Here is a 13,125-nt window from a genome sequence, read left to right as displayed (position 1 = left end):
TGGCTGCCGCACGGTCGCGGCGGCAGCCACGGGCCGCGGACGACCGGGTCAGCCGCGGAGCATCTCGGCGGTCTCGGCGTCGGCGTGGTCGGTCTCGCGGGAGAGCCGGGAGGGCCACCAGATCGCGCGGCCGACGTCGTAGGAGATGGCCGGCACGAGCAGCGACCGGACCACGATGGCGTCGAGGAGCACGCCGAACGCCACGATGAAGCCGATCTGGGCGAGGAAGAGGATCGGGATCACGCCGAGCGCGGCGAACGTCGCGGCGAGCACGACGCCCGCCGAGGTGATCACGCCGCCGGTCGCGGAGAGCCCCTTCAGGATGCCGGGGTGCGTGCCCTGCCGGATCGACTCCTCCCGCACGCGGGTCATCAGGAAGATGGAGTAGTCGATGCCGAGCGCGACGAGGAACACGAAGCCGATGAGCGACGTCGACGGGTCGGAGGCCGGGAAGTCGAAGACGTGCTCGAAGACCAGCGCCGAGATCCCCATCGTCGCCCCGAAGGACAGCACGTTGGCGACGATCAGGATCACCGGCGCGACCAGGGCCCGCAGCAGCAGCGCCAGCACGACGAGGATCACCAGCAGGATCGCCGGGATCACCTTGGCCCGGTCGCTGCCGGTGACGTCGCGGGTGTCGAGGTTGATCGCCGTCGACCCGCCGACGAGCACGTCGGTGGAGACCTCGTCGAGATCCTCGCGCAGGTCGCGCACCGTGTCGCTCGAGGCCTGGGAGTCGGCGGGGCCGTCGAGGGTCGCGAGCACGATCACCTGACCGTCGACCACCTGCGGCTGGGTCGGGTCGTCGGGCGAGGGGAGCGGGAACACCGGCGGGAGCGTCTCCTGGCCACCCTGCCCGGACGTCGTCTCGGGTGCCGCGATGCCGGGGTGGTTCGTGACCAGCTCCACCACCTCGGCGACGTCCTCCTCCGGCGTGACGATCTGCACCGGCGAGGCGTTGTCGGCCGCGAAGTGGGCGTCGAGCACCTCCTGCGCCTCGACCGACTCGACCTCGGTCAGGAACAGCTCGGTCTGCGGCACCTGGTCCTCGTCGAGCTGGGTGATCGCCGTCGCGCACGCCGCCAGGGCGACGAACGTGACGACCCACACCACCCGTGCCCGCGCCTGGATCAGCCGGGCCAGCCGGCCCCAGAGACCGCGGGTGTCGCGGTGCTCCGAACCGTGCTCGGGCCGGAACGGCCAGTACGCGCGGCGGCCGAGCAGCATCAGCGCCGCCGGCAACAGGGTCAGCGAGCTGAACATCGCACCGGCGACGCCGATCGCGCCCACCGGCCCGAGCCCGCTGAGCGAGGCCAGGTCGGACAGCAGCAGGCACAGCAGTCCGAGGATGACCGTCGCGCCGGACGCCACGATCGGCTCGAAGGCGCCGCGGTAGGCGATCCGCATCGCGTCGTACTTCGACTCGTGGTCGCGCAGCTCCTCGCGGAACCGCGCCACGATCAGCAGCGAGTAGTCGGTCGCCGCACCGATCGCGAGGATGAACAGGATGCCCTGCGACTGGCCGTTGAGGGTCAGCACGTCGTTGTCGGCCAGGGTGTAGATCGCAGCCGCGGCCACCCCCAGCGACAGGAGCGCGGAGACCAGCACGACCACCGGCAGGATCGGAGTCCGGTAGACGACCACCAGGATCAAGAACACCACCGCGAGGGCGACCGCGAGCAGGATGCCGTCGATCGCCCCGAACGCCTTGACGAAGTCGCCGAGCACGCCGCCCTGGCCGCCGACCAGCGCGGTGAGCCCGTCGGGTGGGTCGTCGACCACGACCCGCAGGTCGTCGACGGTGGCGGTGACGTCGTCGCCGTCGCTGGCGGCCACCTGGACGACGACCTGGGCCGCCTCGCCGTCCTCGGAGAGGATCGGCGGGCCCACGCCGTCCTCGGCCACGAACTCGACCTCGGCCAGCTCGGGCCGGTAGTCCTCGATCGCCTGCTGGTCCTCGGCGGTCAGCCCGCCGTCGCGCTCGAAGACGAGGGTGACCGGGAAGGTCTCCTCGTCCTGGAAGTCGATGAAGGTCTCGAGCACCTCAGTGGACTCGGCGCTCTGCGGCAGGAAGGCCGAGTTGTCGTTCTCCTGGACCTCGGCCAGCTTGCCGAGGAACAGCATCATGGGAAAGCCGATCAGCACCCAGAGCAGGACCACCACGAGCGGCCGCACCCAGGCGCGCCGCGTCTCCCTCGCCATGGCCCGATTCTGGCCCATCACCCGGCCGGGCCGCTTCGCAGGTCGGATCCCGGCCGGGAGGGCCGTCCGGTCAGCGCAGTCGCTGGTGGATGTCCTGGCTCATCCGGACGATGGCGAGGTAGAACTCCAGCGTCATCCGGATCAGGCACAGGTAGAGGAACAGCAGGATCGGTCCGAGGATCAGCACCGCCACCCCGAACGCCGCGTCCTGGGCGAAGCCCGCGACCAGCCAGAACAGCCAGCCGAGGCCGAGGGCGACCAGCGCCACGATGTAGACGGCCTTGACCAGCATCGGCGTCACGAAGTGCTCGAAGGAGAAGTCGAAGAGCGCACCGAAGAAGCCCTTGCCCGGCGGCTGCCCGCCGCCGGCCCCGTAGGGAGGCTGCCCGCCGCCCCCATAGGGGGGTTGACCACCGCCCGCCCCATAGGGGGGTTGACCACCGCCCGCCTCATAGGGGGGTTGACCACCGCCCGCCTCGTAGGGACGCTGCCCGCCGCCCGCCTCATAGGGGGGTTGCCCGCCGTACGACTGGGCGTAGGGGTCTGGCTGCTGACCGCTCATGGACGCTCCGTCCTCCGGGGGGCACGGTCCGCCCCGGGCCCCGTGCGCCGCACGCTAGCCGTCCGGGGTCGCCGACCGGCGGCACCGCGCCCACCGCCAGACTGGCGGGCATGACGACCCTGATCACCGGCGCCTCCTCCGGCCTCGGCGCCGAGATGGCCCGCCAGCTCGCCGCCCGCGGCGAGGACCTCGCGCTGTGCGCACGGCGGGCCGACCGGCTCGAGGAGCTGCGCGCCGAGCTGCTGGCCGCCCACCCGGACCGCCGCGTCGAGGTCCGGACGCTCGACGTCACCGACCACGACGCGGTCTTCGCCGTCGTCCGCGACTTCGCGGACACCCTCGGCCGGATCGACCGGGTCGTGGTCAACGCCGGCCTCGGGAAGGGTGCCCCGCTCGGCACCGGACGCTTCGACGCCAACCGCGACACGGCGATGACCAACTTCGTGGCGGCACTGGCCCAGGTGGAGGCGGCGATGGAGGTGTTCCGCGGCCAGGGCGGCGGCCACCTGGTCATGGTGTCGTCGATGTCGGCGATGCGCGGGATGCCGAAGAGCATGACGACGTACGGCGCCACCAAGGCCGGCGTGGCCCACCTCGTGGAAGGGCTCCGGGCCGAGTTCTACGGGACGTCGGGCTACGACTTCACCGTCCTCTATCCGGGCTACATCGCCTCGGAGATGAACGCGGGCGTCGCCGCGGCCGAGAACCGGATGATGGTCCCGACCGAGAAGGGCGTCGCGGCCATGGTCGCGGCGATCGAGAAGAAGAAGGACTCCGCGTGTGTGCCCGCACTGCCGTGGACTCCGCTGTCGGTGGTCATGAAGCACGCACCGCTGCCGGTCTACCGCCGGATGATCTGACTCGAGACCCGGCCCGTCGGGTGTACTCCAGTGACGAATGGCCCCTCGGCACGGCGCGTCGGGGGGCCACTTCTCACTGGACTACCGACGTCAGCCCATCGTCCTCTGGCCGTCGATGGCCTCGCGGATGATGTCGGCGTGGCCGGAGTGCTGGGCGGTCTCGGCGACGATGTGGGTGAACACCCGGCGAGCGGTCCGGGTCGCGCCGGGCTCGAACCACGGCGCCGCAGGGAGCGGCCAGGCGTGGTCGAGGTCGACGCTCGCGACCAGCGCGTCGCAGCGCGAGGCGACGGCGTCGTACGTCTCGAGCACCCCGGCCAGGGTCTCGTCGTCGGTCAGCCGGAAGCCGTCCTCCCACACGGAGTAGTCGCCGTCCTCCGGCGGAGCCATGGTGGCCGGGCCGTTCTCGACGAAGTCCAGCCACCCGGACTCGGTCGCGGCCACGTGCTTGACCAGGCCACCGAGGGTGAGCTCGCTGACGGTGCTGCGCGTGCGGGCCTGTTCCTCGGTGAGCCCCTGCACGGTGTGCCGCAGGAAGTGGCGGTGGGTGCGCAGCGTCTCGAGCAGGTCGCGGCGCTCCTGGCTGAGGTCCTCGGTGGTCATGCGCCCCAGTCTGGCCCCCCTTCCGGTCACCGGGTGACCGGTGGCTCAGCGGTAGGTGCGCAGCTCCGGCGGCAGGTGCTGGTGCTCGTTGAAGGACAGCAGGGTCAGCCCTCGCCTGCCCGAGATCACCCGCGTGATGCCGGCGTTGACGATCCCCGGCAGCAGCCGCCCGTACGTCGTCGCGTCGCCCGCGAGCAGCACCGAGGCGATCGCGGCGATCGGTCCGCCGGACGACACCGCGACGACGGTGCCCTCGTCGGCGACGTCGGCGAGCGCGGCGTTCGCGCGGTCGCGGAACCCGACGAACGGCTCGGAGTAGTCGTGGTCGTGCTCGCCGCCGGTCCAGCGCGCCATCGCCGCGTCGTACCACTGCTGGAACCCGTCGCGGTCCAGCCCGTCGGGCGACCCGGAGACCGCGGCGAACTGGGCCAGGTCCTCGAGCTCGTTCCAGCGCGGGTCCTCCCGGAGCCGGACGTCCCAGCCCGCGGCCGCCGCCAGCAGCTCGGCGGTGCGCCGCTGCCGGACCAGCGAGCCGTGCACGACCAGGTCGGGTGCGAGGTCGGCGAGCGCGGCGCCCAGCACCCGCGCCTGCTCCTCCCCGGTCGGGGACAGCACGTCGTAGTCGTCGGCACCAAAGGACGCCTGCCCGTGGCGGACGACGAGCAGCTGCCCCATCAGCGACCGACCACCTCTCGGCAGCGCTGCTCGAGGTGGCCGACGGCCGGGCCGAACACGGCGTACGCCTCGTTCGTGGTCTGCCGGTGGTGGTAGCGGTACCAGATCTGCTGGGCGATCACCGCGAGCCGGAACAGGCCGAACGCCTCGTAGAAGCGCCACTGGTCCGGGGTGACGGAGAGACCGGTGCGCTCGGCGTAGTAGTCGACGACCTGGGCCCGGGTCCACATCCCCGGGGCGGTCGAGGGCTGGCGCCGGAACTGGAGGAAGAACTCGTCGTCGTCGGCCTGCACCCAGTAGGACAGCGCGCCGCCGAGGTCCATCAGCGGGTCGCCCACGGTGGCCATCTCCCAGTCGAGGACGGCGGCGACGCGCAGCGGGTCCGCCGGCGAGAGCACCGCGTTGTCGAGCCGGAAGTCGTTGTGGATCAGGCAGGACGCCACGTCCGCCGGCTGCTCGGCGTCGAGCCACCCGGTGATGTCGGACCAGTCGCCCATGTCGTCGGTGCGGGCGTTGTCCAGCCGGGTCGTCCAGCCCGACACCTGCCGCGCGACGTACCCCTCGCCCTTGCCGAGGTCACGCAGCCCGGCGGCGTCGAGGTCGACGGAGTGCAGCTGCACCAGCACGTCCCAGAAGTTGCCGCAGAGGGTGGAGGTGCCGGCCCGGTCGAGCTCGACGCCGAGCTCGCGTCGCGGGATGGTGCCCTCGACCTGAGTCATCACGTAGAACGGCGACCCGATCACCGACTCGTCGTCGCAGTGGGCGACCATCTCCGGCACCAGCGGGAAGACCGGGCCGAGGGCGGCCTGGATCCGGTGCTCGCGGCCCATGTCGTGGGCGCCCCTGGCCTTCACGCCGGCGGGCGGGCGGCGCAGGATCAGCGTCGCGCCGGGCCAGTGGAGCCGGTAGGTCAGGTTGGAGGCGCCGCCCGGGAACTGCCGCACCCCGGGCGTCCCGTCGAGCCGGCCGCGCCAGGCCTCGGCGGCGTGTCCGCGCAGCCACTCCGCGACGGCCGGCACGTCGAAGGAGTCCTCGTCACGGACCCTGGTGGCGCCGTCGTTCACGTCAGCTCCTCGAGTCGCGCGGCCTGGTGCCGCAGCTGGCGGTCGTACGCCGCCCGGTCGCTCGTCTTGAGGTCGTACGCCGCGCGGGCGGCGGGGTCGGGGAGGATCAGCTCGTCGCCACGGTCGATCCCCGCCAGCACGGCGGCCGCGATGTCGTCGGGGCCGAGCGGCGCGGTCGCGACCAGCTGCGCGACCACGGCACCCACCGCGCTGTCCGCGCCGTGCATCCGCTCGACGAGTCCGGTCCGGAAGTAGGACGGGCAGACCACGCTGGCCCGGACGCCGTACGCCGCGAGCTCGTGGCCGGTCGTCTCGGTCAGGGCGACGACGGCGGCCTTGGTCGCGTTGTACGACGCCATGCCCGCCGGGTGGACCAGCCCCGCGAGCGAGGCGACGTTGACGACGTGACCGGAGCGCTGTGCCTTGAAGAGGGGCACGAAGGCGCGGGTGCCGCGGACCGCGCCGAGCAGGTTCACGTCGGTGAGTCGGTGCCACTCCTCGAGGGTGGCCACGTCGAGCCGGCCTCCTCCGGCCACCCCCGCGTTGTTGACCAGCACGTCGAGGCCACCCCACGTGTCCTCGACGTGGCGCCGGGCGGCGGCCCAGTCGTCGTCGCTGGTGACGTCGAGCCGCAGGTCGGCGCTCGCGCCGTCGGGGGCGTCCACGTCCGTGGCGAGCACGTCGTCACCGCGGGCCCGGAACGCGGAGGCCAGGGCCGCGCCCAGACCACGGGCGGCACCGGTGACCAGCACCCTCACCGGAACTTGCCGAGCTCGAGGCGGGCGACCAGGCCCTGGTGCACCTCGTCGGGACCGTCGGCCAGCCGCAGCGTCCGCGCGTTCACCCACGACATCGCGAGCGGGAGGTCGTCGGACATCCCGGCGCCGCCGTGCATCTGGATCGCCATGTCGATGACGGCGAGCGCGGTGCGCGGCACCGCGACCTTGATCTGGGAGACCTCGGAGATCGCGTTCCTCGGCCCACCCTGGTCGAGCTTCCAGGCCGCGTGGAGCACCAGCAGCCGCGCCTGCTCGATCGCGATCCGGGCGTCGGCGATGCGTTCCCGGTTGCCGCCGAGGTCGACCAGCGGCTTGCCGAAGGCGGTCCGGGACAGGCCGCGCCGGACCGCGTGCTCGAGGGCCACCTCGGCGGCGCCGACCAGGCGCATGCAGTGGTGGATCCGCCCCGGACCCAGTCGCCCCTGCGCGATCGCGAACGCCTCACCGGGCCCGGACAGGATGTTGGCCGCCGGGACCCGGACGTCGGTGAACGACACCTCGCCGTGTCCGATCGGCTCGTCGGCGTACCCCATGGTGGTCAGCAGGCGCTCGATCCGGACTCCGGGGGTGTCACGCGGGACCAGCACCATGGTGTGGCGGTGGTGCCGGTCGGCACCCTGCTGGTTCTCAGGGAGGTCGGTGAGCCCCATGAAGACGAAGATCCGGCAGTCGGGGTGGCCGACGCCGGTGGACCACCACTTGCGGCCGTTGATCACGACCTGGTCGCCGTCGACGACGGCCGTGGCCTCCATGTTGGTCGCGTCGGAGCTCGCGACGCCGGGCTCGGTCATCGTGAACGCCGAGCGGATCCGGCCGTCGAGCAGCGGCTCGAGCCACTGCTCGCGTTGCGCGTCGGTGCCGTAGCGCAGCAGCACCTCCATGTTGCCGGTGTCGGGCGCGTTGCAGTTGAGGACCAGCGGCGCGATCGCCGAGCGCCCCGTCAGCTCGGCCAGCGGCGCGTAGTCGACGTTGCTGAGTCCCTCGCCGCCGTCGGTGCCGAAGCGGGCGGCGTAGTCGCCGGCGTGCTCGCGCGGCAGGAACAGGTTCCACAGGCCCTGCCGCCGGGCCTCGGCCTTGAGCTCCTCGATGACCGGCAGCGGCGTCCACTGGGTGCCGGCCGCCCGGGCCGCGGCCAGGTCGCGGTGGTAGTCGGCCTCGATCGGCTCGACGTGCTCCGCGAGGAAGCGCGCCACCCGCTCGCGCAGGTCGGCAGCCCGGGGCGAGGGGGAGAAGTCCATGGCATGCCACCCTAGGGCCCATGCGCCTCGCGGTCGTCTGCCTGTTCGTCGCCCTGCTCACCGCGTGCTCCGGCGGGTCCTCCGACGAGCCCGCCGAGGGCTCGTCGGGCACGACGGCGGCGTACGACGAGGCCGAGGTGCGCGCGGGCCTCGCGGCGGCCTTCGCGGGAAGCGACCCGACGCCCAGGGAGACCGCCGCCGGAGAGTGCTTCGCCGAGGAGCTGCTGGCCTCGGCGACGCCCGAGCAGCTGCAGGAGGGCGGGCTGGTGGCCGACGACGGCGGGGCGGTGCAGGAGCTGCCGACGCTGCCGGAGGAGCTGGCCGGGCTGGCGGCGGACGCGACGCTCGCGTGCATCGACGTGGTCGAGGCGTCGACCCAGGCCGTGACGTCGGTGCGCAAGGGTGACCTCGACCCCCGGGCCTACGCCGACTGCCTCCTCGAGGCGGTCCCGCCGAAGGCCCAGAGGGACGCGCTGGTCGCGACGATGGCCGGCCGCTACGACGACCCCGCGGTGACCCGGCTCGGCAACGCGCAGGCCGACTGCGCCGCCGAGCAGGACTGACCGGTCCTCAGCGCCGGGTCACGCGGCGACGGTGACCACGACCCGGGCCCGGGTCACCGGGTCGTTCCAGCGGTGCGCGGTCCGGGCCAGCCGGGCCCCGGACCAGGTCAGGAACAGGATCGCGAAGAACAGCGACGGCGCCGGGTTGGGCACCCGACCCAGGAACGAGAAGAACAGGCCGGTGAGCGTGGTGCAGACGGCCAGCCGGGAGGAGTACGCCACCATCATGATCGGGGGCGCGGGCGTCGCGCGGGCGCTGCGCAGGTCGACCGGGTAGGGCCGCTGCTCCGACCAGCGCATCGACGCGCCCACCACCTGGAGGGTCACCACCAGCACGGTGCACACCAGCGCGGTGCCCTCGCTCACCGACGGGACGCCGGCCCGCAGCGCGGCGATCGCGATCGTGGCGAGCGACGCCAGGGCGAGGAACTCGGCGAGCACGATGACCCGGGCCCAGAAGACCGTCCCGGGCAGGGCGGGCAGGTTCTCCCGCCACAGCGCGCCGCGGGCGTCGAGGCACCACGCGTTGACCCCGAACAGCAGGGCGCCGCCGGAGGCGACCAGGCCGGGGAGCACCGTGGCCTGCTCCCACGGCAGGTTGCCGAGCAGCGCGACCAGGCCGGGGCCGATCGCGAGCACCGCGAGACCGCGCCGCATGGGGACCGATCGCCAGACCGAGGCCCGGTCCAGCCGGAGCAGCGCCGACAGGTCGGTCCAGGGCATCCGTCGCGGGGTGTGGGTGTCGGACTCCATCCGGAGCTCGTCGTGCGGCATCAGCTTCGAGGCCAGGGTCACGGGCACCACTCCGGCGACCACCACGACCACCAGCAGGCCGAGCTCGGCGCCGAGGGTCAGGACCCACTGCCACCGGACGCCACCGAGGCCGCCCGCCACGATCCACAGGGTCGGCACCCGGTCGAGCAGGTCGAGGGTGCGGCCGCTCAGCTGGACGATCAGGGCCGACGCGGCGAGCGCGCACAGCACGATGCGGACGGCGACCACGCCCCGGGGCCGGCGGCGCACCATCTCCACGCTCCACGCCACCAGCTGGCCGATCGCGGTCGCGAGGGCCAGCCACAGCAGCAGCACGACCTGCAGCGTGACCAGGCTCCACTGCCACCCGACCGTGTAGGCCGCCGCGCCGAGCAGGAGCCAGGCCTGGATCAGCCAGGCGATGTTGAGCGGGGCCAGCACCAGGGCGCCGAGGTGGTCCGTCGCGGGGCTCACGGGGTAGGCGACCCCCTGCTCGCGGGAGATCAGCTCGCGGCCACCACCCGACGCGACGGCCGAGACGACCGCGATGAGCAGCAGCCCGGCCATGGCGGTCGGGAGCAGGACGCCGACGTTGAGCCGCTCGTCGTCGGTGGCAGGGACCAGGGCGGGGACGGTCGCCGCCGCCAGGGTCAGGCCGACCATCACCGAGGCCGTCCACCAGAACGCCGACCTGCGGCGTACGGAGGCGGAGCGGAAGCGGAGCAGGTGGCCGACGTCGCGGACCGGGCGCAGCCAGCGGGCCTCGGCCACCGTCGGGAGAGCGGGCGCGGTCACGTCAGTCGAGGAGCGCGCGGTAGGCGCGCGCCCCCTCCTCCCCGACCATCTCGTCCGCCGACACGGTGGCGACCTGGGCGCCGCCGCGGAGCACCAGCACCTCGCCGCAGGCCTCGACGGCCAGCTCGCGCAGGTGGGTCGAGAGCAGCACGCAGGCGCCGCGGGCGCGGGCGTCGGCGATCGCCTCGAGGGTCGCCTCGGCGCCCACCGGGTCGACGCCGTCGAAGGGCTCGTCGAGGAGCAGCACGTCGGGCTGGTGGAGCGTGGCCAGCACCACGGACAGCCGCCGGCCCATGCCGTGGGAGAACCCTCCGGTCACCCGGTGGGCGGCGTCGCCCAGGCCGAACCGCTCGAGCAGGTCGCGGCCGCGCTCCTCCCAGCCGGTCAGCCGGCGCAGCCGGGCGGAGAGCTGGAGGTGCTCCCACGCGGTGGCCCTCGGCACCAGACCGCCCACGTCTGGGCAGTAGCCGGTCGCACGCTTCACCGCGACCGGGTCGCGACGGACGTCGTGGCCCGCCACGAACGCGGTCCCGGCGGTCGGGGGGACGGCGCCCGCGAGCACCCGCATGGTGGTCGACTTGCCGGCCCCGTTGCGCCCGAGCAGACCGGTGGCCCGCCCGGCGTACGCCGTCAGGTCGACGCCCGCGACGGCCTCGACGTCGCCGAAGCGGACATGGAGGCTGCGGACGTCGACAGCCGCAGCCGGGGGGTGCTGGGTCATGGGGGAATCCTCCCCCAGATCCCGCCTCCCGTCCGGCGAACGGGGAGACCCGTCAGGCGGGGAACGACTCCCCGCGCTCGGCCAGCCCGCGCAGGTACGCCGTCGGCCGGAACCGCTCGCCGTAGCGGTCGGCCAGCTCGTCGGCGCGGCGCACGAACGCCGCCAGCCCGATCTCGGCCGTCCGGTCGTCGGGGTCCTGGTAGCCGGTCATGTACTGGGCGGCGCCGCCGGTGGCGGGCGGGAACCCGATGCCCATGATCGAGCCGATGTTGGCCGCGGCCGCGGACTCGACGACTCCCTCGTCGAAGCACTTGGCGGTCTCGAGCGCCTCGGCGAACAGCATCCGCTCCTGCACGTCGCGGAAGGGGATCTGCTCGTCGGCCACGGGGAACTCCCCGGCGAGCCCGGGCCAGAGTCCCTGCCGCTTGCCGGCGTCGTCGTACTCGTAGAACCCGGCGCCCTTCAGCCGCGAGGGCCGCTCGAGCTCGATCATCCGCGTGACCACGGCCGAGCCGGGGTGGTCCTCGAGCGGCGTGCCGTCCCGCTCGGCGGCGTCGCGGGTGGCCTTCGCGATCTTGGCCATCAACTCCATGTTGAGCTCGTCGGAGAGCTGCAGCGTCCCGACCGGGTAGCCGGCCTGGGTGGCGGCGCGCTCCAGCGAGACCGGGTGGACGCCCTCGGCCAGCATGGCGAGTCCCTCGTTGACCATGAACCCGATCACCCGGGAGGTGTAGAAGCCGCGGCTGTCGTTGACCACGATCGGGGTCTTCCGGATCTGCTGCACCACGTCGTAGGCCCTGGCGAGCGCCCGGTCGGAGGTCTCCTCGCCGCGGATGATCTCGACCAGCGGCATCTTGTCGACGGGGCTGAAGAAGTGCAGCCCGATGAAGTCCTGCGGGCGGTCGACACCGGTGGCCAGCTCGCTGATCGGCAGCGTCGAGGTGTTGGAGCACAGCAGCGCATCGGCGTCGACGTACGGCGCGACCTCGGCGAACACCCGGTGCTTGAGCGAGGGGTCCTCGAAGACCGCCTCGATCACCAGGTCGCACCCGGCCAGGTCGGCCGGGTCCGCGGTCGGGTGGATCCGGTCGAGGAGCTCCTGGGACTTCTCCTCGGTGAGCCGGCCGCGGTCGACGGCCTTGGCGTTGAGGGTGGCGGAGTAGGCCTTGCCCTTCTCGGCGTTCTCCGGGGCGACGTCCTTGAGCACCACCTGCATCCCGGCGCGGGCGCACGCGTAGGCGATGCCGGCGCCCATCATCCCGGCGCCGAGGACGCCGACCTTGGTGGCCTTCCACGGCTCGACCCCCGCGGGCCGGAGCTTGCCGGCGTTGATCGCCTGCAGGTCGAAGAAGAAGGCCTGGATCATGTTCTTGCTGTTCTGGTGGACGACGAGCTTCGTCAGGTAGCGCGACTCGATCCGGGTGGCGGTGTCGAAGTCGACCTGGGCCCCCTCGACGGCAGCGGACAGGATCGCTTCCTGCGCCGGGTAGTCCGCCCCCTTGAGCTGCTTGCGGAGCAGCGCCGGGAACGCCGGCAGGAACTGCGCGAGCGACGGCGACCTCGGGGAGCCGCCGGGCATCTTGTAGCCCGGCGCGTCCCACGGGTTCTGGGCCGCGTCCGGGTTGGCCCTCAGCCACGCCTTCGCCGCGGGGAGCAGCTCGTCGTGCGTGCCGACCAGCTCGTCGACCAGGCCCTTGTCCAGCGCCTGGGCGGGCTTGAAGCGCGGCCCCTGGAGCAGCACGTCCATCAGGGCGGACTGGAGCCCCAGCATGCGGACGGTGCGGGTCACCCCGCCGCCGCCGGGCAGCAGGCCCAGCGTGGCCTCGGGAAGCCCGATCTCGTAGCGGCCCTCGACGGCCACCCGGTGGTTGGCGGCGAGCGCGATCTCGAGGCCGCCACCCAGCGCGGCGCCGTTGATGGCCGCGACCACGGGGCGCGGGAAGGTCTCCAGCCGCCGGAGGCCCGCCTTGACCTGCTCGCACGTCTCGAAGATCCGGGGCGCGTCGTCGGGCGTGGCCTGCACCATCAGGGTGAGGTTGCCGCCGGCGAAGAAGGTCTTCTTGGCGCTGGCGACGACGACGCCGGTCACGCTCTGCTCGTCGCGGGCGACCTCGGCGTACAGCCGGTCGACGGCGGCGGCCATCGCCTCCACGTAGGCCTCGTTCATGGTGTTGGCGCTGGCGCCCGGGTCGTCCATGGTCAGGGTGACGATCCCGTCGGCGTCCCGCTCGTAGTGCACCGCCGTGGACTGCTTCGTCACCTCGGTCTGCATGGTCACTGCTCTTTTCCTGGATGTAGAAGCTCGTTGAG

12 protein-coding genes are annotated in these 13,125 nt (G+C 73.0%); 2 read left to right on the top strand and 10 right to left on the bottom strand.

The annotated features are described in order from the left end of the window. Positions 1–48: 48 nt before the first annotated feature. The gene (locus tag ACQ1X7_RS10355) at positions 49–2,202 is read right to left on the bottom strand and encodes an MMPL family transporter (protein ID WP_432478103.1); all 2,154 of its coding nucleotides are present in this window, start codon (positions 2,200–2,202) and stop codon (positions 49–51) included. A 70-nt stretch (positions 2,203–2,272) separates the two neighbouring features. Next, positions 2,273–2,764, bottom strand: coding sequence for a DUF4282 domain-containing protein (locus ACQ1X7_RS10350; protein ID WP_432478102.1), 492 nt, complete (start codon positions 2,762–2,764; stop codon positions 2,273–2,275). A gap of 110 nt (positions 2,765–2,874) precedes the next feature. On the opposite strand from ACQ1X7_RS10350, the gene ACQ1X7_RS10345 reads away from it, so the two are divergent. Next, a complete protein-coding gene (locus ACQ1X7_RS10345; RefSeq protein WP_432478101.1) occupies positions 2,875–3,624 on the top strand; it encodes an SDR family oxidoreductase in 750 nt (249 codons plus the stop codon). Positions 3,625–3,714: 90 nt separating this feature from the next. On the opposite strand, the gene ACQ1X7_RS10340 is transcribed toward ACQ1X7_RS10345, so the two are convergent. Genes ACQ1X7_RS10340 through ACQ1X7_RS10320 form a run of 5 tightly spaced genes read right to left on the bottom strand, consistent with a single transcriptional unit; the run spans position 3,715 to position 7,983 of the window. After that, positions 3,715–4,227: a DinB family protein gene (locus ACQ1X7_RS10340; protein ID WP_432478100.1), complete on the bottom strand. Its 513-nt coding sequence runs from the start codon at positions 4,225–4,227 to the stop codon at positions 3,715–3,717. Positions 4,228–4,272: 45 nt separating this feature from the next. After that, positions 4,273–4,902 carry a histidine phosphatase family protein gene (locus ACQ1X7_RS10335; RefSeq protein WP_432478099.1) on the bottom strand — a complete coding sequence of 210 codons (630 nt, stop codon included), beginning with the start codon at positions 4,900–4,902 and terminating at the stop codon, positions 4,273–4,275. Then, positions 4,902–5,966 carry a phosphotransferase family protein gene (locus tag ACQ1X7_RS10330; RefSeq protein ID WP_432478098.1) on the bottom strand — a complete coding sequence of 355 codons (1,065 nt, stop codon included), beginning with the start codon at positions 5,964–5,966 and terminating at the stop codon, positions 4,902–4,904. The genes ACQ1X7_RS10335 and ACQ1X7_RS10330 overlap by 1 nt, the downstream gene beginning before the upstream one ends. Beyond that, positions 5,963–6,724 carry an SDR family NAD(P)-dependent oxidoreductase gene (locus tag ACQ1X7_RS10325; RefSeq protein WP_432478097.1) on the bottom strand — a complete coding sequence of 254 codons (762 nt, stop codon included), beginning with the start codon at positions 6,722–6,724 and terminating at the stop codon, positions 5,963–5,965. The genes ACQ1X7_RS10330 and ACQ1X7_RS10325 overlap by 4 nt, the downstream gene beginning before the upstream one ends. Next, positions 6,721–7,983, bottom strand: a complete 1,263-nt coding sequence (locus ACQ1X7_RS10320; RefSeq protein WP_432478096.1) for an acyl-CoA dehydrogenase family protein — start codon at positions 7,981–7,983, stop codon at positions 6,721–6,723. Before ACQ1X7_RS10320 ends, ACQ1X7_RS10325 begins: the two co-directional genes overlap by 4 nt. Before the next feature lie 20 nt (positions 7,984–8,003). Here ACQ1X7_RS10320 and ACQ1X7_RS10315 point away from each other — a divergent pair, with 20 nt between their 5' ends. Beyond that, positions 8,004–8,546 (top strand): hypothetical protein, encoded by a 543-nt coding sequence (locus tag ACQ1X7_RS10315; protein WP_432478095.1) that lies wholly within the window; start codon positions 8,004–8,006, stop codon positions 8,544–8,546. Between the two features lie 18 nt (positions 8,547–8,564). On the opposite strand, the gene ACQ1X7_RS10310 is transcribed toward ACQ1X7_RS10315, so the two are convergent. From ACQ1X7_RS10310 to ACQ1X7_RS10300, 3 genes are read right to left on the bottom strand one after another with little or no spacing between them, the layout of a single operon-like run. Continuing rightward, positions 8,565–10,094, bottom strand: coding sequence for a hypothetical protein (locus tag ACQ1X7_RS10310; protein ID WP_432478094.1), 1,530 nt, complete (start codon positions 10,092–10,094; stop codon positions 8,565–8,567). A 1-nt stretch (position 10,095) separates the two neighbouring features. Beyond that, entirely contained in the window at positions 10,096–10,815 is a 720-nt protein-coding gene (locus ACQ1X7_RS10305) for an ABC transporter ATP-binding protein (protein ID WP_432478093.1), read from the bottom strand. A 52-nt stretch (positions 10,816–10,867) separates the two neighbouring features. Beyond that, the gene (locus ACQ1X7_RS10300) at positions 10,868–13,087 is read right to left on the bottom strand and encodes a 3-hydroxyacyl-CoA dehydrogenase NAD-binding domain-containing protein (RefSeq protein ID WP_432478340.1); all 2,220 of its coding nucleotides are present in this window, start codon (positions 13,085–13,087) and stop codon (positions 10,868–10,870) included. Positions 13,088–13,125: the final 38 nt, after the last annotated feature.

The organism is Nocardioides sp. GXQ0305, from assembly GCF_050880345.1.
In the GTDB taxonomy this organism is placed as follows: domain Bacteria; phylum Actinomycetota; class Actinomycetes; order Propionibacteriales; family Nocardioidaceae; genus Nocardioides.
This window is presented reverse-complemented; position numbering and strand designations above follow the sequence as displayed.

What these genes read in the sequence shown, in the direction of transcription:
- ACQ1X7_RS10355 (WP_432478103.1), bottom strand. Translation starts at nt 2,202, where the DNA reads ATGGCGAGGGAGACGCGGCGCGCCTGGGTGCGGCCGCTCGTGGTGGTC.
- ACQ1X7_RS10340 (WP_432478100.1), bottom strand. Translation starts at nt 4,227, where the DNA reads ATGACCACCGAGGACCTCAGCCAGGAGCGCCGCGACCTGCTCGAGACG.
- ACQ1X7_RS10300 (WP_432478340.1), bottom strand. Translation starts at nt 13,087, where the DNA reads ATGCAGACCGAGGTGACGAAGCAGTCCACGGCGGTGCACTACGAGCGG.
- ACQ1X7_RS10315 (WP_432478095.1), top strand. Translation starts at nt 8,004, where the DNA reads ATGCGCCTCGCGGTCGTCTGCCTGTTCGTCGCCCTGCTCACCGCGTGC.
- ACQ1X7_RS10305 (WP_432478093.1), bottom strand. Translation starts at nt 10,815, where the DNA reads ATGACCCAGCACCCCCCGGCTGCGGCTGTCGACGTCCGCAGCCTCCAT.
- ACQ1X7_RS10345 (WP_432478101.1), top strand. Translation starts at nt 2,875, where the DNA reads ATGACGACCCTGATCACCGGCGCCTCCTCCGGCCTCGGCGCCGAGATG.
- ACQ1X7_RS10350 (WP_432478102.1), bottom strand. Translation starts at nt 2,764, where the DNA reads ATGAGCGGTCAGCAGCCAGACCCCTACGCCCAGTCGTACGGCGGGCAA.
- ACQ1X7_RS10335 (WP_432478099.1), bottom strand. Translation starts at nt 4,902, where the DNA reads ATGGGGCAGCTGCTCGTCGTCCGCCACGGGCAGGCGTCCTTTGGTGCC.
- ACQ1X7_RS10320 (WP_432478096.1), bottom strand. Translation starts at nt 7,983, where the DNA reads ATGGACTTCTCCCCCTCGCCCCGGGCTGCCGACCTGCGCGAGCGGGTG.